This window comes from Pseudomonas sp. DTU12.1, from assembly GCF_009873475.1.
Taxonomy (GTDB): domain Bacteria; phylum Pseudomonadota; class Gammaproteobacteria; order Pseudomonadales; family Pseudomonadaceae; genus Aquipseudomonas; species Aquipseudomonas proteolytica.
In genome coordinates this window covers 2,976,762-2,998,251 of record NZ_CP045254.1, presented here as the reverse complement: position 1 = coordinate 2,998,251, position 21,490 = coordinate 2,976,762, and the positions used below count along the sequence as shown (strand labels likewise).

The window sequence follows — 21,490 nt, the reverse complement described above, 5'->3', positions numbered from 1 at the left end:
TGAGTGGACCTTATTAGGGCTGCTGCGCAGCCCAGCGGGGGACAAGCCCCCTCGCCACAACTAGCCCGTCTGCAGACGTTAGCGCCCGGTGCGGATGGTGTTCCAGATCCGTGTGCGAATGCGGTCGATCTTCATGGGCATGGCTTCGAGGGCGAACAGCTTGCCCATCATCTCTTCGCTCGGGTACACCTTGGTGTCGCTCTTGATCACCGGGTCTACCAGGCTGTCGGCAGCGCTGTTGCCGTTGGCGTAGTGCACGAAGTTGGTGATACCGGCCATCACGTCCGGGCGCAGCAGGTAGTTCATGAAGGCATAGCCGGCTTTTTCATCCGGGGCGTCGGCGGGCATGGCGACCATGTCGAACCAGATCGCGGCGCCTTCCTTGGGGATGTTGTAGCCGATCTTCACGCCATTCTTGGCTTCCTTGGCCCGGCTTTCGGCCTGCAGCACGTCACCCGAGAAGCCTACCGCCACGCAGATATCGCCGTTGGCCAGGTCGCCGGTGTATTTGGAGGAGTGGAAGTAGGCGATGTAGGGCCGCACCTTGATCAGCAGCGCCTCGGCTTTTTTGTAGTCCTCAGGGTTCTTGCTGTGGTGCGGCAGGCCCAGGTAGTTCAGGGCGATCGGCAGCAGTTCCGGACCGTTATCGAGGATCGCCACCCCGCATTTGCTGAGTTTTTCCATGTACTCGGGCTTGAAGATCAAGTCCCAGGAATCGACCGGCGCATCGTCGCCCAGTACGGCCTTGACCTTGTCGATGTTGTAGCCGATGCCAGTGCTGCCCCACAGGTACGGGAAGCCGTGTTCATTGCCCGGATCGTTGGTTTGCAGGGCCTTGAGCAGCACCGGGTTGAGGTTCTTCCAGTTCGGCAACTGGCCCTTGTCGAGCTTTTTCAGGGCCCCACCCTGGATCTGCCGGGCCATGAAGTGGTTGGACGGGAAAACCACGTCGTAACCCGAATTGCCGGTCATCAACTTGCCATCCAGGGTCTCGTTGCTGTCGTACACGTCGTAGCTGAAACCGATCCCGGTTTCCTTCTGGAAGTTCTTGGTGGTATCCGGCGCGATGTAGCTCGACCAGTTGTAGATCTTCACCGTTTCGGCGGCCTGGGTCAGGGACGCCACCAACATCAAGGGCAACAGGGCAATGGGTCTCATGGTTCGATTTCCTGGCGGTTATAGGGCTGTTTTTATGGCAGGCGATCAAGGATCAAAAGATTAGAGGATCAACACATAGGTCTTGCGCACGGTCTCCTGGATATCCCAGATCCCCGTGCTGTTGGCCGGCAACATCAGTGCATCACCGGCTTCGATCTGCAGGGTTTCACCGTCATCGGGGGTGAAGGTGCAGCGGCCCTGGATAAAGTGGCAGAACTCCTGGGCCACGATCTGGCGCCGCCAGCGGCCTGGGGTGCATTCCCAGATGCCGGTTTCGACACCATCGCTGCGCTCCACGCTGAGGGTGGACGCCACGGCAATCGGGGTGCCGAGGGGCACAGCGACCGGGCTTGAGTCCGGCAGGTGGCGGTTAAGTGTGTCTTTGAACTGGGTAATGCTCATGGTCATACCTGTGGTGATTGAAGCGACTTAGTGCATGAAACCTTCCATGAAGCCGGCCATGCCGCTGGCCAGCTTGCGCCGCCAGGGCGCGGTGTTCGGATCCGCCAGGGTCTGGTCCTCGTGGACAAAGCTGCGGATGATCGCGTTGTAGCCCAGCCACCGGCACGGCTCCGGCTCCCAGCCCTTGAGGGCGTTCAGGCCGCCATCGCGCAGCACCCACGGTTGCTGGACCAGCGGTGTGTCGCGCCCCAGGATCAGGTCAGCCAGGGTTCGCCCGCCCAGGTTGCTGGCGCCGACGCCCTCCCCGCCGTACCCGCCCGACAAGGCGATGCCGCTCTGTTGGTCGCACAGCATGTGCGGCCGAAAGCGCCGCGACATACCGAGGTTGCCCCCCCAGGAGTGGGTGACGCGCACATGCTGCAGTTGCGGGAACAGCTCGCAGAACAGGTAGCGGCGCAACTCCACCTCGCTTTCGGTGAGGTCGAAGTTGTGACGCAACTTGCCGGCAAACTGATAACCACCGCGGGCCCCGAATACCAAGCGGTTATCCGCGGTGCGCTGGCCATAGGTGACCTGGCGGCTGCTTTCACCAAAAGCCTGGCCCTGATCCAGGCCGATTTCCTCCCAGGTACTGGCAGGCAAGGGTTCGGTCGCCACGATCAGGCTTTGCACCGGCAGTTGATAGCGGCCCAGGGGCTTGAGCGTCGGGGCATAGCCCTCCACCGCTGGCACCACCCATGAGGCCCGGACGTGGGCCTTTGCGGTGCGCAGGCTGGCGGCCTGCCAGTGGGTGACCGGACTGTTCTCGTAGATCGCCACGCCCATGGCCTCGACCACCCGCGCCAACCCGCGCACCAGCTTGGCCGGATGGATCGTCGCAACGTGGGGGGTATAGACCGCGCCATAAGCCGAGGCGATACGGATCTGCCCGGCCAGTTGCTCGGGGCTGAGCCAGCGGTAGTCAGCGTCGCTCAGGCCTTGGCCGTGGAGCTTGGCCAGGTATTCGCGCAGGCTGGCTTCTTGCTCGGGGTAGCGGGCGGCACAGTGCAGCGCCCCGCCCTTGCGGTAGTCGCAGTCGATGCCTTCGCGCTGCAGCACCTGCCCGACTTCATCGGGGATGCCATGCAGCAGGTCAAACGAGGCCCGGCGTTGCTCGGCAGGTAAACCGGCGAGCAAGCGGTCTTCGCCCAAGAGGTTGCCCATCAACCAACCACCATTGCGCCCGGAAGCGCCGAAACCGGCAGTCTGGGCTTCAATGATCACCACCTTGAGCTGCGGCGCGTGGCGCTTGAGGTAATAGGCAGTCCACAACCCGGTGTAGCCGGCGCCAATAATGGCCACATCGACATCCAGGTCATGCTCCAGGGACGCGCGCGCCTCCAGCGGCTCTTGCAACTGGTCCATCCACAAACTGATCTTGCGCCATGCCGGCATGCCCAAACTCCACCACCAAACGTCGATGGCGTGATCCTAGTGCCTGGCTTCAGTCGTCGTCTTGCGCGCGTGCACGCAGAGAAATTTGTTTCACGTAGGCCTTGGGTGACAGGCCGGTGTGTTGGCGGAAACAGCTGTAGAACGCCGATAACGAATTGAATCCGGCGGCAAATGCCAGCTCATCAATGCGGATCGGCGGCGTGGCGCCATCCAGTGCCGCGAGCAAATGCTGCAGACGGGCCTGGTTGACGTAGCGGTAGAAGCTCTGCCCCAGTACCTGGTTGAGCAGGTAGGAGATCTGGTTGCGACTGTAGCCACACTCCTTGGCTACCCGTTGCAGGTCCAGTTCAGGGTCGAGATAAGGTTGCTGGCGCTGGAAGTACTGCTGCAAATCGTTGGCCAGGTAGCTCAGTTGCTGGGGCGACAAGCCCAGGCGGCTGACGGTCGGTCGCGTGGCCTGGGACTGGGAGCGGCTGGTGGCGGGTTCGTGTACCAGGGATGCGTATTCGTTGACACGCCAGATCAGACCGTCGCGCACGGTGATCGCCTCACTGGTACGAAACGACACCAGGCCCTGGCCGCCACGCAAGGTCACGCGATACTGGATAAATGCAGTATCGCCATCGGTGCGGATACGATCAGTGTGCTCGATAGCCTCATCGGGGTCGCGGGGCATGCTGGCTTGCAGGTACTCACGCAGTTGGTCGAAGCACACCACGCGGTTCTGGAAGAAGTCGTGGTACTGGATATCTGGGTGATAGTGCGCCATGACCCCGTCCAGATCGCGGTGCTTCCAGCACAGGTGATGGCGCAACACTACGTCGGCAGTCGCTTGCGTCTGTTGCGGGCTATCGGCCGGGACGGTCTGTGGCATACAACACTCGCAAGCGGCTAAAGCCTGGAGCTTGCACAACTTTACCGAGTGCTTCAATGGCAAAGTGACAGTTTCAAATAATGGCCTTTTGCCTAAGCAGTTGTAAGACATGACCCACGTCAAACTTCTTGCAAGCAACTGCCGAACGGACCGAAAAAAACCCGATACCTATTGCGAGTGAGTGCTATTTTTTAAGCTTCACGGTCAGGACCATTGATGGACCTGACGCCCTTGCCGCGAGCTAAAGGAAGCGCTCAATGAACAAGGTTGGCCACATGAACAAAGTGACATTCCCCAATGCCTGCCAGTTGATGCGCTGGCATTTTCACCCGATAGGCTTTGAAGGCAGCATGGACGCGCCCGGCAGCATGATTGCGCGATTGTTTGACCGAGAGAGTGGCGAAACCCTGATCGCCATTGCTGGCATTCCCTGTGCCACGGTGATGAACGCCACGGATGTGGAACGCATTATCGAAGCGATTGAGGCAGAGCTGGAATCGTTTATACGCCCGCAGTTGCGGCAGGCGTAGTTGCAGGGCTTATTGTGGTGAACGGGCTTGCTGTGGCGAGCGGGCTTCTTGTGGCGAGCGGGCTTCTTGTGGCGAGCGGGCTTCTTGTGGCGAGCGGGCTTGCCCGCGCTGGGCTGCGCAGCAGCCCCAATAAGCTCACGGAGTTTAGTCAGGTAAACCGAGGGCGTCGGTTCTAGGGCTGCTGCGCAGCCCAGCGCGGGGCAAGCCCGCTCGCCACAGCAATCCCACTAAACCCACTAAGCCCACTAAGCCCACTTGCCACAGCAACCCCTCTACTTCACCTTCGCCACCCGGCGGTCATCAAAGAACACTTTGCCCCCCGCCACTCGGTCCGACGCCCTCGGCGCATTCGCGCCTTGGCCATCCTGCCCTTCGACATACCAGTAGCAATGGCTCACTGCCCGGGTAATCCCGACATAGGCCAGGCGCAGCACCTCGTCTTTTTGCGCATTGTCATAGGGCTCGGCATCGCCGTCCCTGCCAAGCCCGGCCATGCGGTACACCTGGTTCTTGTAGGGTGAGCGCGTCAGGTGCTGGCAATCGCCCAGCAAAAACACCGCATCCGCCTGCAGTCCCTTGGCGCTGTGATAGGTCAGTTGTTTCAGACGGCGCTGGGCAGGCGGCAAGCTAGAATCAAGGTTAACTACTGACTGAATATGCTCATGAATCAACAGCTTATCGCTGCTTTTTCGATACAGCATTAACACCGATTCGCCCCGTTTATAGTGCGCCAGCAACTGCTGCGCCAGGGCGGCCTCATCTCGATCCAGCACCTGCACCGGTATCAGCGCCTTGGCTGCGCCGCTGGCCTTGGCCTTTTTACCGCTGATTGCCGGTGCTGCTTTAACGATATGCTCGGCGGCATCGATGATGTGCTGGTGGCTTCGGAAGTTCTCCCCGAGCATTACCCGGGTGGTGCTTGGTGACGGGAATTCCTTGTTGAACTCCATGAAGTACTTGGGCGAACTGCCGCGCCAGCCATAGATCGACTGCCAGTCATCACCCACGCATAACAGCGAGGAGTGCTGGGCACCGCGCCCCACATGCATTGCCGGCCCACGGCTGCGGATCTCGCGCAGGCTGGCGCGGATCCACGAGACGATCTGCGGCGAAACGTCCTGGAACTCGTCGATCATCAAGTGCGACAGCGGGCGCAACAGCCCGTCGCTGAGCAACTTGAGGTTCTCCGGGGTGTTCTCGCCAAACAGCGAAAACATGCGGTTGTAAGTCATGATCGGCGGCGACTGGTCCAGCAGGTGATCTTCCAGGGCCTTCCAGAAAATGCTCAGGGCTTCGAAGAAACCACGGTCCGGGTCATCCTTGGCAAAGCTCATCTGGCCTACGGCCGTGGGTACGTCCAGGCCGAGGTTTTCAATAAACCCGGCGGCGGTGACAAAGCAGTCCAGCAACGGCGCCGAAGCCAACTCGCCCTTGACCTTGTAATCAAACCCCGGCCCCGAGCTGGCATCGCCCGCCAGGCTGCTCAACAGTCGTTTGGAAGACTCGTAGTTATCCAGCCATATCAAAGGCTTGCGACAGAAAGCTTGAAACAGGGTGCGCTTGACTGCCCATTCAGCGCGCACTGACAGCTTGGCCCCTGGGCGGGCGATCTGCGGGTTTTCCCTGGCGTCGAAGCCCAGTACCACCCAAGCGTCCAATTCGGCGCTGTAGCCGTGGCAGTGGAACGCCGCGCCATTGATTTCAACGCTCTGACGGTTGGGCTCGATGCCCTTGATCGGCCAGGCGCCGGCGCGAAACCACAGGTCCTCGATCACATCGCACAGTTCTTCGTCACGCTTGGCCGCCAACTCGGTGACCGCCATGCGCTTCTGCACATCCGGGTGGTCGCGCTCCAACTCCTTGAGCTGCAAGGCGTGGCGCGCCATGGGCGCAATCAGCTCGCGAAAGCGTGTGTGCCGGCCGTAAAGCCCGTGGTAACAGGCATTGAGCTGCTGGCGCTGGGCATCGTTGATGCGCAGCTCGAAGGGGTTGCTGTCAGCGTCGTCATCGTAGGTGCCGTTGTGCAGGTTCTCGAAGGCCTGCAAGCGCTCGAAGCCCGGCAGGCTGCGGACCATGGGCAGGATGCGTGAATGAAAGGTGCGCACCACGGCCTGGGCCTCTTTCAAACCAAGGGGTTGGCCCCACAGGCTGAGAATCTCCATGAGTTTGCCGATGAAGTCCTTGCGCGACTCACGGGTGAAGGTCACCACGGTCATGGAGCTCAGCTCAAAGCCCAGGTAATGGGTCAACAACAGGATGCGCAGGACCAGCGAGGTGGACTTGCCGGCCCCGGCCCCGGCAATCACCGAGGTTGACGGGGTGTCGCTGAAGATCATCTTCCACTGGGCCGCGCTGGGCTGGGCATGGGCCGGTAGCAAGCGCGCCACATCGGCCTTGATGCGTTTTTTCAGCTCAGGGGTCAATGGCAGGCGCCAATCGTCGAACAGGCTGTCATCAATTCCGGGCGCACGGTGCTCATCACTGCGAAAGTCACGAATCAACAGGACCTGGCGCCCCTCCTCGATGCCGTCGCGCTTGCCTTCCTGGTAGCCATACTCCACACCCGCTTCATGCCCACTGCGAAAACCATCCGCCTGGCCATGCAGCCACGAAAAACGGTGCTGGGCCCGCAGGCGCGTCAATCCGTGGCCAAACAGCCGGGCAGCCAGGCGCTTGAACAGCGGCATTTGCGCCAGGGGACGCAGTTCGGGGGGCAGATCGGGGGTGTGTTGCGACACGCGGACTCCTGCGGGGGGTTAAGCGGACAGAGCGCCTATGGTCGCCGTTATGCCGCGACAGTTCCAGCCAATTGCTTTGGCTTCATGCAGTTAGACGATGAAGTGAATATCAGGTCGAGTTCGGCGGCGCGCAAACCAATCGTATAATCAGATGGGAATCAGGTATTTTTTACGCTTTTTATCGATTATGCCCTGGCGGATGATAGCCCCATCAACAGGAGACGATCATGCTTGAACTTCGACCTTTTACTTCCCTGGGCGGTGCCAATCACGGTTGGCTGGATGCCCATCACCACTTTTCGTTCGCTGAGTACCATGACCCTCAGCGCATGCACTGGGGCAACCTGCGGGTGTGGAACGATGACATCATCGCTCCCGGCACAGGCTTCCCACAGCATCCGCACCGGGACATGGAAATCATCACCTATGTGCGCGAAGGCGCCATCAGCCACGCTGACAACCTGGGCAACAAGGGCCGTACCGAGGCTGGCGACGTCCAGGTGATGAGTGCCGGCACCGGGATTGCCCATAGCGAATACAACCTGGAAGCCACGGCCACCAAGATTTTCCAGATCTGGATCATCCCCAATGAAGCCGGCCTGCCCCCTTCCTGGGGCGCCAAGCCTTTTCCCAAGGGCGACCGCGAAGGGTTTGTGACCTTGGCCAGCGGCAAGCTTGGCGACAATGAAAGCCTACGCATCCGTGCCGATGCGCGCCTGGTGGCGGCCAACCTGAAGGCCGGGGAAAGTGCCGAGTATCACTTGGATGCAGGACGCCGGGCTTACCTGGTGCCGGCGACCGGGGTGATCGAAGTCAATGGCTTGCAGGCGCGGGCGCGGGATGGTGTTGCGGTGCAGGATGAACGCGTACTGCGGGTGACCGCGATCGAAGACAGCGAAGTGGTGCTGGTGGACCTGGCTTGATCTCAAGCCAGGCTCAAACCCAATGTGGGAGCAGGTCGCACCGCCGCTCCCTCACTTTTTACGGCTGGCTGGTGATCGCACCATCCACCAACACCTGCGCCTCTTCCACCAGGCGCTTGAGGTGATCTTCGCCAATAAAGCTCTCGGCATAGATCTTGTAGATATCCTCGGTGCCCGACGGCCGCGCGGCGAACCAGCCGTTTTCGGTCATGACTTTCAGCCCGCCAATCGCCTGGTCGTTACCTGGCGCATGGCTGAGGATCTGCTGGATGCTCTCCCCGGCCAATTGCGTGGACGTGACCTGCTCCGGTGCCAGCTTGCCCAGCAGCGCCTTCTGCGCCGGGGTGGCCTTGGCATCCACACGGATGGCGAACGGTTCGCCCAAGGCATCGGTCAGGCCACGGTAGATCTGGCTTGGGTCCTGGCCTTTGCGCGAGGTCATTTCCGCAGCCAGCAATGCCGGGATCAGGCCGTCCTTGTCAGTACTCCACACGCTGCCGTCCTTGCGCAGGAACGAAGCCCCGGCGCTTTCTTCGCCGCCAAAGCCCAGGGAGCCTTCGAACAGGCCATCGGCAAACCATTTGAAGCCCACCGGCACTTCATACAGGCGCCGGCCAATGCGCGCCGCCACACGGTCGATCAAGCCACTGCTGACCACGGTTTTACCCACGGCTGCATCAGCGCGCCACTGGGGACGGTTCTGGAACAGGTAATCGATGGACACGGCCAGGTAGTTGTTCGGCGCCAACAGCCCACCAGACGGGGTAACGATGCCGTGGCGGTCGTGGTCCGGGTCACAGGCAAACGCCACGTCGAAGCGTTCCTTGAGGCCGATCAGGCCTTGCATCGCATAGCTGGAGGATGGGTCCATGCGAATCTGGCCGTCCCAATCCACGCTCATGAAACGGAATGTCGGGTCGACTTCGGTATTCACCACTTCCAGGTTCAGGCGGTAATGCTCGGCAATCGCCGACCAGTAGCGCACCCCTGCTCCGCCCAACGGGTCTACGCCCAGGCGCAAGTCGGCGCTGCGGATCGCGTCCATGTCGATGACATTGATCAGGTCGGCCACGTAGCTGTTGAGGTAGTCATGGCGATGGGTGGTATCGGCTTTCAATGCCTGGGCATGGGTGATGCGCTTGACCCCGGCCAATTTGGCAGCCAGCAGTTCGTTGGCCTTGGCTTCGATCCATTTGGTGACGTGGGTGTCGGCCGGGCCGCCGTTGGGCGGGTTGTATTTATAACCGCCGCTCTGGGGCGGGTTATGGGACGGAGTGATGACAATGCCATCGGCCAGCCCGCTAGTGCGGCCACGGTTATAGCAGATGATGGCGTGGGAAATCGCCGGGGTCGGCGTGTATTCGTCACCTTCGGCAAGCATCACATGCACCCCGTTGGCCGCCAGCACTTCCAGCGCACTGGCGCCCGCCGGCGTGGACAGCGCATGGGTGTCGAGGCCAACGAATAGCGGGCCAGTGATGCCTTGTGCTGCGCGGTACAGGCAAATCGCCTGGCTGATGGCCAACACGTGCCATTCGTTGAAGCTCAAGTCAAAAGAGCTGCCACGATGCCCGGAAGTACCGAAAGCCACGCGTTGAGTGGAGATGGCTGCATCGGGCTGGCCGGTGTAATAGGCCGTTACCAGTCGCGGGATGTCCACCAGCAACTGAGCCGGCGCCGGTTTGCCCGCAAAAGGACTGAGAGTCATGCAAAAACCTCTGAAAAGAAGGATTCGGAAAAGGATGCAGTTTACTGGGTGTTCGACCGCCGCGGGCCGGTATCTATCCCACAATAATCAGCGATATTTCCCACAAAGCCAATTCATCCGTGCTGCCCCTGCTTGAGTGCCTGTGCCAACTCCTCCAACACCAGGTCCAGGCTGTGATGAGTGCTTGCCACATGGCTCAACCGAAAATGTTGCTGGTACAGGCCACTCACGCTGAACAACTCGCCAGGGGCAATCACCACCTGGCGCGCCAGCATGTTTTGAAAGACCCGACGCATATCGACGGCCTCGGTGGAGCGCAGCCAGTAGGTAGCACCCGCCTGGGGTCGACGGTACGTCAAGCGCCCGCCCAGATGCTGCTCCAGGCGCACGTGCATGGCGTCGGCGTGCCCCTTGAGCAAGTCGCGCAACTGCTCAAGATGCTGGTCAAAACGGCCATTGTGGTGCAGCCGGGCGATTGCACGCTGGCGAATCGAGGACAAACGGAACGCGCGCAACAGGAACTGGCGCTGCAATTGCGTGCTCAGGTGCCGCGACAGCAGATAGCCGTAGGGCGCTTCCGGGCCCATGACTTTTTCGAAGGAAGAAAACACCATCAGTCGATCAGGGTTCACCAAATCGCGCAGATAGCGGGTGCCCGCCTCGAATTCCAGCCCGCCGTGGATGTCATTCTCCAGCACCCAGCAACCGGCATGTTCCAGCAACCTCGCCACCTGCGCCTGATCCGCCAGGCTCAAGGCCGCCCCCGTGCCAATGCCCGGGGTCGAAGACAGCACTGCCAGTTGCACGCCCTCGGTCCGCAGTTGCTGCTGCAAGTAACCGAGGTCGAGCCTGCCCTGTTCGTTACACGGCCACTCGATCATGCGCACCCCGGCATCTTGCAGCAACCGCAGGACAAGCCAGTCACATGGCGACTCCACCAACACCGCAGCCCCTCTGAGCGCCAACACCTCGATCAGGATGGCCAGCACTCCCCGCAGGTCAGCACCGATATACACATCATCGGCCTGCCAGCACCGTGTGGGCGAATGGGTATAACGCGCCGCCAGCGCCGCCCGCAGCTCCCAAATGCCGCACGGCTGGGAATAAGGCTGCAGTTGGCGCGGGTACTGGCGCACCAGCTCACGCTCCAATTGCAGCAACGGCGCGTCCAGGGACAACAACTGGGCCGGCTCATCGGCACTGAGCACCAGCATCCCCGGCCTGCGTGCCCCGACATACAGGCGCTCAAGGAGATCGCCTGCGGTACAGCATGGCGTATTGCTGGCAATGGGCAGGGCGTAGTAGCCGGACTTGGCCACCGAATACACCCTGCCCTCCTTCTCCAGGAGCGAGTAGGCGTATTGAATGGTGGAAATCGACACATTCAAACGCTCTGCCAAGTGCCGCAGGGACGGCAGCTTGACCCTCGCCTCAGTGCCCACTTCGTTGATCAGGTTGATCATGTAGCGATAGACAGCCTGATAGGCGAAGTCAGCCTGCTTATCCCCCTTCATGACCTTGGCTGCCGCAGCACGGGCTGGCGTAGCGCAATCACCCTCAGTGCCCTGGTATGCCATGCGGCACCGTGGCCCCATCCTCGCTGTTGATACAGGCCGCATTGGCCGCGACATGGGCGCCGTACAGGTGCTGCAACAGCGCCAGGGGCAAGCCACTGGTATCGACAATCCAGTGCTGGATCAACTCTGCCGAGGGTTTGCCCTCAAGGGCTTTGTGCAGTTCGGGCAGCGCCACCAGCATGCCGGGATGACAGCGGCGCAAGAAGGCTTCCAGCCGCTGCCCTTGCTGGATAAACGGTGAAAACAGCAGGCATACCAATTGGCTTTCCTCCAGGCCAAAGAACTCGCGGGCATACGTCGCCGCCAATACTCGGCCATCCCGCGTCCCGGCTTGGGCAATCAGCACGTCAGGGATTTGTTTACGGCGCATGAAGCCGATGGCCTGCTCGATAAACCGCGTGACACCCTGCTGATAGTCCAGGCCCTGCAGCACTTGCGCATGCAGGCCATGCATGTGGGCCATCAGCAACGGGTTGGCGTAGGCCGGGGTGCTGAACTGAAAGGCGAACTCATCTTGCTTGTAGCCCATGAAATCATTGAGCAAGGCCGTGCAGCCGTGCTCCGTGGCGCGTAACAGGTCAGCCACGCCAATGTAGGCCAGGTGACGGTGCACCTCCTTGGCGGCGGCTGCATCCTGTGCTGCGTAATGCTCGCCATACACATTGCGGTAATAACCGGCACTGCAATCGTCCATGCGGGAGAACAACGCGTTGAGCGCCAATGGCTGCCCGGAATGACCTTTCATGCCCGCAGCACGGGTGGTCCTGGCCAGCCACGCCAGGTATTGATTCTGCTTGCGCGGTGAATCGCTGCTGGCCAAGGCGTGTACCCCGCCGTCCCACGCCGTGATGCGGCGGTAGAAATCCCCCAGGGACAGGTAGCCGTCGTTGCACAAACTGGCGCGGATATCCCCCGAGCTCATATGCCCGACCATCAGCATGTTGCGCCGTCCCGCATCCTGCCCCGCGGCGGACGCCGGCCGCAGATGGTTGAAAGGCAAAACCTCCTGGTTTTCCACCATCAGCAACTCGACCCTGGGGTCGTCATGGAAAAACAACGCGCTGTAACCACGGTGAATGCTGTCCAGCGCCGCTTGCGTCATGCCCGTATGGCGCAGGGTCGCGACGCGCAATTGGAAACTCCTCGGCGCGCGTCCCGCAATGGTCAATTGGGCAGCCCGCAGGAAAGCCAATGCGTAACTGCTGCTTTTACCGCCCCCATGAGCCACCAGTACCTTGTAGTCGCCGATCTGCTCCAGGCCCCCGGCCGCCACAATCAATCGCTGAATCAATAACTGAAGTGCCGTGCGCTCCGCTCGCGAAAAGTGACCCAGCAATCGCTGCAAAACTTGCTGATAAACATAATTCATGGCTTGTTCGTGAATAGCGCTCATAGCTTTACTACCTGAGGTTAACTGGCAGTTTCGGGCATGCAGTTAGGCGTGCCTGTCCGATCTGCGTTTACTTAAAGTTGACGCCTGTTGTGATTAAGGCTGATAGCTAAATGTTAGCACCGCACAACAAAGCGCCAGTTGGAACATCCTGACGAAGATGCCATCACCTACGGAGGAAAGCCCCTACAGCGGCCCACTGACCGGCCTAGGAATGGTCTTACAACCTCCTACTAATCTTTAACTCGAATATTAAAGAATGATCTGACATATGCGGCGCAGGGTAAAAATCGGATTTGGTTCGCGCACACTTAAAGGCTCTTTCTGCAGACCCACATCCTTGGGTCGGCATACAAAGCGACTTGTTAGTTTCGGCGAGCCGTTGTTTTGAGTTATTTGCTGTATTCATTGCTCAGTCCTTGAGATGAAAGTGACCGGGCAATTATCAGCGCTTGATTGATGATTAAAAGATACAGACTCAGGGCAAAAACCAGTGCAGTTTGGTGGGCGGGGATTGACCGCAGCGCCCAAACAAAACGCCGCCGCTCTGGGATTCAGGGCAGCGGCGGCATCAAGGGCAGGTTTTGCAGGGAAGAAATCCCGGCAGGAGGCTCAGCAAGGACGTAGATCCAGTCCTTCTAAATGGCGTATTTGCCCCATGGCAAACACTCGCAGAATGTCCGTTTGCGAACATTCCCACAGATCAAACGGCTTCAACCTGCAACGCTACCCGCTCACGGCACGGGCATTCATCCATATAGCGATGGGCGTCGACGAACTGGCTGAATGGAAACACCCGGGTCTTGAGCGGCACCAGCAGGCCATCTGCGGTCAACTGGTTGATCTCGTGCAGGGCCCGCTGCAGCGCGGCCTGATCCTGAGCAATACCCAACTCCGGCTTGCCGGTGAAGTTGCCGATGCAGTGCACAAAGAACTGGATGTTCTTCTGGAACGCGGCACAGGCCGGGAACGGGGTCTGGTTGCCGCCTTGCAGGCCGTACAACACCAGGCTGCCACGGGGCGCGAGTACATCGCCCAACAGCGACATCTGCGGGCCGCCCAGGCCGTCGAACACTACATCCACGCCGCGCCCATCCGTGAACTTGTTGATTTGCATCAGCAAATCCTGCTCTTCGGTGACGATGACCTTTTCCGCGCCCAGGGACAGCAGGTATTCGCGTTCCTCCGGCGACTTGGTGGCCGCGATCACCCGCACGCCCAAAGCCTTGCCCAATTGCACGAACGATGGCCCGGCACAATGGCTGGCATCCGTCACCAGAGCGAACTGCCCGGGTTTGGCCCGTGCCAGATCGATGTAGGCAAAGTAGGCAATCAACAGCGGCGTGTAATGCACGCTGGCCTGCACCGCGCTCAACACGTCCGGGTAACGGGTCAGGGCAGAACGAGGCAGCACAATCACCTCGCCATACACCGGGTAATCATTGGGGCTTTCGGCCGGAAAGCTGGCCACCTTGTCGCCTACCACCAGGTCGTCGACGCCCTCACCCACGGCCACCACCACGCCAGCCATTTCATGGCCAAGGCCCGATGGCAGGCGGGCATGGGAGGACGCCAGGTTCTGCCGCCAGAGAATGTCGTACCAGCTGATGCCAATCGCTTCGACACGCACCTGCACTTCGCCCGGTGCGGGCAACGTGGCTTCATGCTCTTCGCACTTGAGCACCTCGGCCGGACCAAACTTGTGAAAACGGATCGTGCGGGACATCGCAAACCTCGCCAAAGTAACCTCTAATGCCATGAACTTTATCTGGGCTTTCGGGGCAAGGCCACCGGTCGCCATTAATAGTCGTCATGTCTGTCATTGATTCCACCGCCTAGGAAAATACGCCAGGCAGCGTAGGAAATCTGAATTAGCCGGTGCAGAGTACCAGCCTTTCCCCGTAAGATTCATGCCGGCCATTGTTCCCATGTGGCCGCTCACGTCAAGTTCGCTGAATCTGCCAGGACACAAGATGAACCGTAACGACCTGCGTCGTGTCGACCTGAACCTGTTGATCGTATTCGAAACCTTGATGCATGAGCGCAGTGTGACCCGCGCCGCCGAGAAATTGTTCCTCGGCCAGCCGGCCATCAGCGCGGCCTTGTCACGCCTGCGCGGGCTGTTCGACGATCCGCTGTTCGTGCGCACGGGGCGCAGCATGGAGCCTTCAGCCCGGGCGGTGGAGATTTTTGCCCTGCTTTCGCCGGCCCTGGATTCGATTTCCACCGCCGTCAGCCGCGCCGCCGAATTCGATCCAGCCACCAGCACCGCAGTGTTTCGCATCGGCCTGTCGGACGATGTGGAGTTCGCTCTGCTGCCACAACTGCTCAAACGCCTGCGCGCCGAAGCGCCGGGCATCGTGCTGGTGATCCGGCGCGTCAACTACATCCTGATGCCCGGCCTGCTGGCCTCCGGAGAAATCTCCATTGGCGTCAGCTACACCGCCGACCTACCGGCCAACGCCAAGCGCAAACTGCTGCGGCGCAGCCTGCCCAAGCTACTGCGCGCCGACAGTGTGCCCGGCGCCCTGAGCCTGGACGACTTCTGCGCCCGCCCCCACGCCCTGGTCTCATTCGCTGGCGACCTCAGCGGGTTTATCGACGAAGAGCTGGAAAAACTCGACCGCAAGCGCCACGTAGTACTGGCCGTGCCACAGTTCAACGGCCTGGGCACCCTGCTGGCCGGCACCGACATCCTGGCGACCGTGCCGGACTACACCGCCGAAGCCCTGACCGCCGCCGGCGGCCTGCGCGCCGAAGACCCACCGTTGCCGGTGCGCAGCTTTGAACTGCACATGGCATGGCGAGGGTCGCAGGATAATGACCCGGGGGAACGGTGGTTGCGTTCGCGGATTCAGATGTTCTTTGGGGATCCTGAGAGTCTTTAGGCGTCGTCGGATAGGCTGTTTATCTGATCATTTCTGCCTTTCCACACACCATGGAGCTCCATTCACCTCCAGTGGATCGCTACATTGGTGGCACATCTGAGGGCACGCTTTGGATGGTTTGAAAAGGATGCCCCCATTCGTCAGTACAAACTTCATCTTCTGGCACGTATCGCTGTTTTGATACTTAGTGAGAAGCTCTCATTTCCCTAGGATCGGGATGAACTCTCTATAAGGAAATGACCATGCTACCCACCACTGATCAACTGCCGACATTAGGTTTCCTGCACAAAGCCGTATGCGACTGCTTAGGCCTGTGGAACAGTGAAAACGAAGACTTCACCTTCCACGTATCCGCCACCGAAAAAGAACGTCGCGCCGCGTTACGGCAGGCCTTTAAAGCAGTTGAAAAAGACAACGGCACCTTTGGTTCTCTCGATGACCTTGCAGTCGTCACTGCCCAGCTAGCCCCAAAGGATGCGCAGAAGGTTAAGAAGAGCAGAACGATTCAAGCCTATGTGAATTACCTGTCCAAATCAGACTTTGAATCGTTCGATGAATACTTGGAGTTGAGCCAATACATCCAGACTTTAATCGCTGAACGTTACGCACGTTGGAATGTATCCGAATTCGCGATCGACTTTTATGTGTCGGCCTTTGCCCATTACCGAGAGTTTGTCAGGGAATATGCTTGCAACACACACAGCCAAACATCCAGCTACCAGTGGTTTCTCAGCCAAGATTTGATTGAATTGACGAAGGTGCTCGCCCGCGCAACGTCACATGGCAATACTTGGCCGGCAGAGGATCAGGACGAACAGTGGCCGTTAAGGAGCTTCGCCGACCTGGCTTGCAGCATAACCGGTATCTCGCTGCACAAACTTCATCAGTATCACCAGTTTCAGCTAGACGCGCCGCTCGGGGAGCAAGCTTGGAATTGTGATTTCACCTCCCAACTCGTGAACACTCAGTCGAAACAGGTGATCGATCGACTACGCAAGCCTAGCCGTGTGAAATGGGAAATATTTTATCCAACCCTTCAACCGCTGACCTGCCAGCTGCCGGAGGCGATCGATAAGAAAGCATTCGCAGTGCACGCCTTCGCGGCCATGATCGCTCACAACCTCAATATCCATGTGGCAGATTGCGGGACGTTTGAACGTGAGGCGAGGAGCCGCTCCAAAACAGCGCCGGTTGACCTACGTCATGCGATACCGAGTAGCGACTGGCTCGAATTGTTATTCAACCAGTACCCCCTCGACGATGAAGCGTTTGCCCAGCAGGCTTCCCTGCGTTACCAGGCACAGCTTGACGGTATCAGGCGTTTACCGGGCTCACTGAACAGCGCTGCAGAGATTCCAAGCTGCCTGGATCTCGCATATAGGAACGAACACAAGCTGTTTGCGCAAGGCGCCTGGCACATCGCGTCAGGGAGAGTAGCGAACTGGCTTAACGAATGGAAATTCGCCCAGGATGCCATGTATGCCGGTGACGACAAACGAGCGCTCGTGCACTTCGGCGCCGCGCTCGAACAGGCCAAACACAGAGCGGGACCGTTGTTCATCCCTTTTTACATACAGCTATGTGCGTTCAGTAAAGCGCAATATCGCCTGCTTTCAGAACGAAAAGAGGAGGAGCTATTCGAGCGCTTCTACGAAAGCCTGGTTAGCAACGCCGCGCTTTACGCAGGATTGCTAGGCTACACCCCACATTTCGTAAGAGATCCTCAGACGTTGTTACCCCAATGCACCCTGCCACTGAAGTCGAAGTGGATAATTGGTGAAACCGAAGTGTTGGCTAGATTCCTGATAAATCGGCTATCTGCGGGCGAGAACCGATCATAAGGAGCTACATCGTAATCAGCCTGCTCTTTGTGCCATGAGTCATGGGCCGAGTCCTTTCCACGATGGAACGCCCTGGGCAGAAGGGACGCGGACCCGCAGCGCAATCAACAGCGCGGCCAGCAGCATCAGCACAGCCGCTGCGACGAATACGCCTGCGCTGCCACCGAGGCTGAACACTGCACCGCCAGCGGCGGCGCCTGTTGCGATGGCCGATTGCACAGATGCCACCACCATGCCTCCGGCGCTTTCCGCCTGATCAGGTACCGCACTGGCAACCCAGTTCGACCACGCCACCGGCACACCACCAAAGGCCAAGCCCCAGATCGCCAGGAGTATCGCCTGCCCCGGCAACGATGCCGGCAACAGCACCAACGCCAGTGCTGCAACGCCGACCAGGGCGGGCATCAACACCAGTGTGGCCAGCGGGTGGCGCTCCAGCAGCCTTCCGGCCAACAGCGTGCCGACGAAGTTGGCCACACCGAACCCCAGCAACATCAGTGACAGCCCTTGCGAGCCAATACCCGTAGTCCCTTCAAGGAATGGCCGCACATAGGTGAACATCGCGAAGTGCCCGCTGTGCACCAGCACGCAACCGAACATCCCCATGGCGATGCCTGGGCGCTGCAACACCTCTAAAACAGTGCGCAGTCTTGCCGGCCGACGCGGCGCGAGGCGCGGCAGAGTGAACGACTGAAAAGCCAGGGTCACCATGCCTACCGCCGCCGCTGCAAAGAACGCGCTGCGCCAGCCATAAAGCCCGCCCAGATAGCTGCCCAGCGGCACTGCAACGACCGTCCCGATGGCAATGCCGCTGAAAATGATCGATAGCGCCCGAGGCAATAGAGCACTCGGCACCAACCGCATCGCGACCGCCGCCGCCATGCTCCAGAACCCGCCTAGGGCAATACCCAGCAAGATGCGCATCAACAACAGCACCGCGAAGCTGGAGGAAACGGCGACCAACAGATTGGAAGCGACCATCAACGTGGAAAACCCCAGCAACACCCAACGCCGGTCGATGCCACGGGTCAGGCCTGGCACCAACAAGCCGGCGAACAGCGCTACGACGGCTGTCACCGTTACCGCCTGGCCAGCCAGCGCTTCGGACACTCCCAGGTCAGTGGCCATCAGCGTCAACAAACTGGCCGGAAGGTACTCAGCGGTCAGTAACCCGAACACCCCCATCGCCAACGAAAAGACGGCCATCCACGCGGGGGTCGCGGGCTCAACATCCAAGTCGGCGCCAGGATGGCGGTCAGGGACGGCATTACATACACAGTCGGTCATTTGTACGGATCTCCCAATCTTCATTACGAACCGAAGTCTAGGCGCCGTAAGCTGGATGATCTATGATTGAAAATCTCTTCTTTTTGACTAAAACACCTGAACGATGCCTGCTGACCAGTTTGCTCTCTCCTCAGACCTCATCAACGAGCTATTGCGTGGCATGCGCCTGCGTGGTGTCGAATACCGGCGTATCCAGGCAGGCCCCGCCTTCGGTTTGGGCTTCCCGGAAAAGCCTGGGCACGCCTGGTTCCACTTCATCGCCGTCGGTAATGCGGTGCTGCGCATGGAGGATGGCACCACCTACGAGCTGTCTGCCGGCAACGCCGTGTTCATCTCCCATGGCGCGGCCCATCAACTGCTTTCACATCCGCACGCGCCTGTTCTAGACATCGACCGTCTAGACGGCGCCCCGCTCGGTGACACCGTCAGCGCAGTGGATACCGGCGCCGATGCCAGCCCCACGCCGAGCACTATTTTGTTCAGTGGTTGTATGGAGTTTGAACTGGGCAGTATCCATGGCCTTGGCAAGCTGATGCCGGGCCTGATGCTGATTGATGCTGGCGGCCAGCGTTACCCCGGCCTGGTACCAATCCTGACCACCATGGAACGCGAAGTTAGCGCCGCCCGTATCGGCTTCGCCGGTATCCTCGCGCGCTTGGCCGACGTGGTGGCTGCCATGGTCGTTCGCGGTTGGGTGGAGTGCGCCTGCGGCAATGCCTCAGGCCTGGTCGCCGCCTTGCGCGATCCACGCTTGGCCGGCGCGCTGCTTGCGCTCCATCAGCAACCGGGCCGCGACTGGACCGTTGCGCAGTTGGCAGAGCACTGCAATACCTCACGCTCGGTCTTCGCGGACCGCTTCCAGCTGACGATTGGCATGGCCCCGCTGCGCTATGTCACCGAACTGCGAATGCGGCTGGCGAGCCAGTGGCTGACCCTCGAAAGGCTACCGATTGAAGAGGTAGCGCAGCGTTTGGGCTATACATCGCAGGCCGCTTTCAGTCGTGCATTCAAGCGCATCACGGGCAAAACACCTGGATTGAGTCGTAAGGTGAGGCAGCCCGCTGTTACTTGAAACCGAGTCGATGATCCATGCTTCTGACTCATTTACCGCCCGTTACGTCCAGGAATGTACCGGTCACGAACGATGCCTCGGCGCTCGCCAACCATAGAATCGCGCGGGCCACTTCCTCCGGCTGTCCGCCCCGCCCCATGGGGATCGAGTCCTTGACACGATCGACCCGCCCCGGCTCACCGCCACTGGCATGCATGTCGGTATAAATATGCCCGGGGCGAATACAGTTGACGCGTATGCCTTCCCGAGCCACCTCCTTTGCAAAGCCAATGGTGAACGTCTCCAACGCCCCCTTTGACGCCGCATAGTCGACGTACTCATTGGGGCTGCCAAGGCGCGCGGATGCCGATGAGACATTGATCACCACGCCGCCCGGGCCGTTGTGACGGTAAGACATGCGCTTTACCGCCTGTTGCGCGCAGAGAATTGGCCCAATCGCATTGACGGCAAAGATGCGCTGCATCCGCTCGAAGCCGAGCTCTTCCAGGCGTGACTGAGGCGCCAGCATCCCGGCGTTATTGACCAGGACGTCAATGCGTCCGAACGTGCGATCGATGGCCGCGAACAAATCGGCCACCTGCTGGGGGTCCGCACTGTCTGCCCGCATCGCCAAGGCTTTGCGCCCCAACGCTTCAATATCCGCAACCACCGCCCGCGCTGCGGGCTCGTTGGCAACGTAGCTGATAGCCACGTCATAACCTCTTTCGGCCGCCAGCCGGGCGGTTGCTGCCCCCACTCCACGACTTCCACCCGTGATCAGAATCAGCGGTGCCTGCGAGACGTTGACCATGACATATAGCTCCTGAGTCGTTGGCTGTATCAGCCGATGATGAGAGTGCCGCTGGCGATCACTGCGCATGCCAGTATCCGGCGCGCGCTGAGCGTCTCGCCGAGAAACACATAGCCGATCAACACCGCAAACAGCACGCTGGTTTCGCGCAATGCCGATACCGCCCCCAGGGGCGCTTCGGTCATGGCGTAGATGACCATTCCATACGCAAGCAAAGAGACCAGCCCGCCGACCAAAGCGGTCACTGTTCCGGGCCTCACGCAGAACAAGCTGCGAGTGTCACGCAGGCCGATGTAGACCACTGGCATCAGCACGCCCCACAGGGCGCACATCCACACGGTGTACGCAAGCGGCGCGCCGGAGAGCCTGGCGCCGATGCCGTCGACCACGCTGTAGGCCGCGATAAAGCCGCCCGTACCCAGCGCATAGGGCAAGCTGGGAACCGACAGACTGCGCCCTCTGAAGGCCAACGAAATAATCCCGCCTGACACCAGCGCAATCCCCAGCAACTCGCCAGACGTGATGCTTTCTCCAGCAAAAACCGCGGCGCCCAAGGTAACCAGCACCGGCGACGAACCCCGTGAAATCGGATAGACCTGCCCCAGGTCGCCGACCCGGTAACTGCGCACCAGGAACAGGTTGTAGCCCACATGCAGCAACGCCGAAAGCACCGCGTAGCCCCAGCTCTCAATCGCGGGGGGCACCATGAACGCTGCGGCGACGACACTGGTAATGGCGATGGCAATGCACATCACCGTCATGGACCACAACCGATCGGCACCGCTACGCAGCAGCGCATTCCAGCTGGCATGCAGGAGCGCGGCGAAAAGCACGAGGAAGATGATAGGGATAGGCATGCGCCACTTTAGGCAATGCCG

Annotated in this window: 17 protein-coding genes; 5 read left to right on the top strand and 12 right to left on the bottom strand. The window is 60.2% G+C overall.

Translation table 11 applies throughout. The annotated features are described in order from the left end of the window. Positions 1 to 78: 78 nt before the first annotated feature. The 4 genes from GDV60_RS13040 to GDV60_RS13025 are packed head-to-tail and all read right to left on the bottom strand — an operon-like array spanning position 79 to position 3,868. Positions 79 to 1,158, bottom strand: a complete 1,080-nt coding sequence (locus tag GDV60_RS13040; protein WP_092236628.1) for a polyamine ABC transporter substrate-binding protein — start codon at positions 1,156 to 1,158, stop codon at positions 79 to 81. 60 nt (positions 1,159 to 1,218) lie between these two features. Further along, entirely contained in the window at positions 1,219 to 1,560 is a 342-nt protein-coding gene (locus GDV60_RS13035; protein WP_029299984.1) for a cupin domain-containing protein, read from the bottom strand. A 27-nt stretch (positions 1,561 to 1,587) separates the two neighbouring features. Continuing rightward, complete coding sequence (locus tag GDV60_RS13030) at positions 1,588 to 2,994, bottom strand: FAD-binding oxidoreductase (RefSeq protein WP_029299986.1); 1,407 nt, start codon at positions 2,992 to 2,994, stop codon at positions 1,588 to 1,590. 49 nt (positions 2,995 to 3,043) lie between these two features. Then, the gene (locus GDV60_RS13025) at positions 3,044 to 3,868 is read right to left on the bottom strand and encodes an AraC family transcriptional regulator (protein ID WP_029299987.1); all 825 of its coding nucleotides are present in this window, start codon (positions 3,866 to 3,868) and stop codon (positions 3,044 to 3,046) included. Between the two features lie 257 nt (positions 3,869 to 4,125). Between GDV60_RS13025 and GDV60_RS13020 the strand changes: the two genes are divergently transcribed. After that, entirely contained in the window at positions 4,126 to 4,398 is a 273-nt protein-coding gene (locus GDV60_RS13020) for a DUF1652 domain-containing protein (RefSeq protein WP_159907503.1), read from the top strand. A 272-nt stretch (positions 4,399 to 4,670) separates the two neighbouring features. Here GDV60_RS13020 and GDV60_RS13015 read toward each other — a convergent pair whose 3' ends face one another. Then, positions 4,671 to 7,136, bottom strand: coding sequence for a UvrD-helicase domain-containing protein (locus GDV60_RS13015; RefSeq protein ID WP_159907501.1), 2,466 nt, complete (start codon positions 7,134 to 7,136; stop codon positions 4,671 to 4,673). A gap of 227 nt (positions 7,137 to 7,363) precedes the next feature. Between GDV60_RS13015 and GDV60_RS13010 the strand changes: the two genes are divergently transcribed. After that, positions 7,364 to 8,059, top strand: a complete 696-nt coding sequence (locus GDV60_RS13010) for a pirin family protein (protein WP_070994883.1) — start codon at positions 7,364 to 7,366, stop codon at positions 8,057 to 8,059. A gap of 58 nt (positions 8,060 to 8,117) precedes the next feature. Here GDV60_RS13010 and pgm read toward each other — a convergent pair whose 3' ends face one another. From pgm to GDV60_RS12990, 4 genes are all read right to left on the bottom strand, one after another. Further along, positions 8,118 to 9,767, bottom strand: coding sequence for a phosphoglucomutase (alpha-D-glucose-1,6-bisphosphate-dependent) (gene pgm, locus GDV60_RS13005; RefSeq protein ID WP_092236622.1), 1,650 nt, complete (start codon positions 9,765 to 9,767; stop codon positions 8,118 to 8,120). Positions 9,768 to 9,880: 113 nt separating this feature from the next. Further along, positions 9,881 to 11,281, bottom strand: coding sequence for a PLP-dependent aminotransferase family protein (locus tag GDV60_RS13000; RefSeq protein ID WP_092236620.1), 1,401 nt, complete (start codon positions 11,279 to 11,281; stop codon positions 9,881 to 9,883). 43 nt (positions 11,282 to 11,324) lie between these two features. Continuing rightward, entirely contained in the window at positions 11,325 to 12,737 is a 1,413-nt protein-coding gene (locus tag GDV60_RS12995; protein WP_256679292.1) for a hypothetical protein, read from the bottom strand. Between the two features lie 700 nt (positions 12,738 to 13,437). After that, a complete protein-coding gene (locus GDV60_RS12990; RefSeq protein ID WP_070994886.1) occupies positions 13,438 to 14,460 on the bottom strand; it encodes a zinc-dependent alcohol dehydrogenase family protein in 1,023 nt (340 codons plus the stop codon). A 247-nt stretch (positions 14,461 to 14,707) separates the two neighbouring features. Between GDV60_RS12990 and GDV60_RS12985 the strand changes: the two genes are divergently transcribed. Next, entirely contained in the window at positions 14,708 to 15,622 is a 915-nt protein-coding gene (locus GDV60_RS12985; protein WP_070994887.1) for a LysR substrate-binding domain-containing protein, read from the top strand. 242 nt (positions 15,623 to 15,864) lie between these two features. After that, positions 15,865 to 17,463 (top strand): hypothetical protein, encoded by a 1,599-nt coding sequence (locus GDV60_RS12980; RefSeq protein WP_092236616.1) that lies wholly within the window; start codon positions 15,865 to 15,867, stop codon positions 17,461 to 17,463. A gap of 39 nt (positions 17,464 to 17,502) precedes the next feature. Here the strand turns inward: GDV60_RS12980 and GDV60_RS12975 are convergent, their stop codons facing one another. Beyond that, on the bottom strand, positions 17,503 to 18,750 hold the full coding sequence (locus GDV60_RS12975; protein ID WP_092236614.1) for an MFS transporter: 1,248 nt from the start codon (positions 18,748 to 18,750) through the stop codon (positions 17,503 to 17,505). Between the two features lie 103 nt (positions 18,751 to 18,853). Between GDV60_RS12975 and GDV60_RS12970 the strand changes: the two genes are divergently transcribed. Beyond that, complete coding sequence (locus tag GDV60_RS12970; protein ID WP_159907495.1) at positions 18,854 to 19,822, top strand: AraC family transcriptional regulator; 969 nt, start codon at positions 18,854 to 18,856, stop codon at positions 19,820 to 19,822. Between the two features lie 28 nt (positions 19,823 to 19,850). Here GDV60_RS12970 and GDV60_RS12965 read toward each other — a convergent pair whose 3' ends face one another. Further along, entirely contained in the window at positions 19,851 to 20,612 is a 762-nt protein-coding gene (locus GDV60_RS12965; protein WP_159907492.1) for an SDR family oxidoreductase, read from the bottom strand. A gap of 29 nt (positions 20,613 to 20,641) precedes the next feature. Further along, positions 20,642 to 21,469, bottom strand: coding sequence for a DMT family transporter (locus tag GDV60_RS12960; RefSeq protein WP_159907489.1), 828 nt, complete (start codon positions 21,467 to 21,469; stop codon positions 20,642 to 20,644). Positions 21,470 to 21,490: the final 21 nt, after the last annotated feature.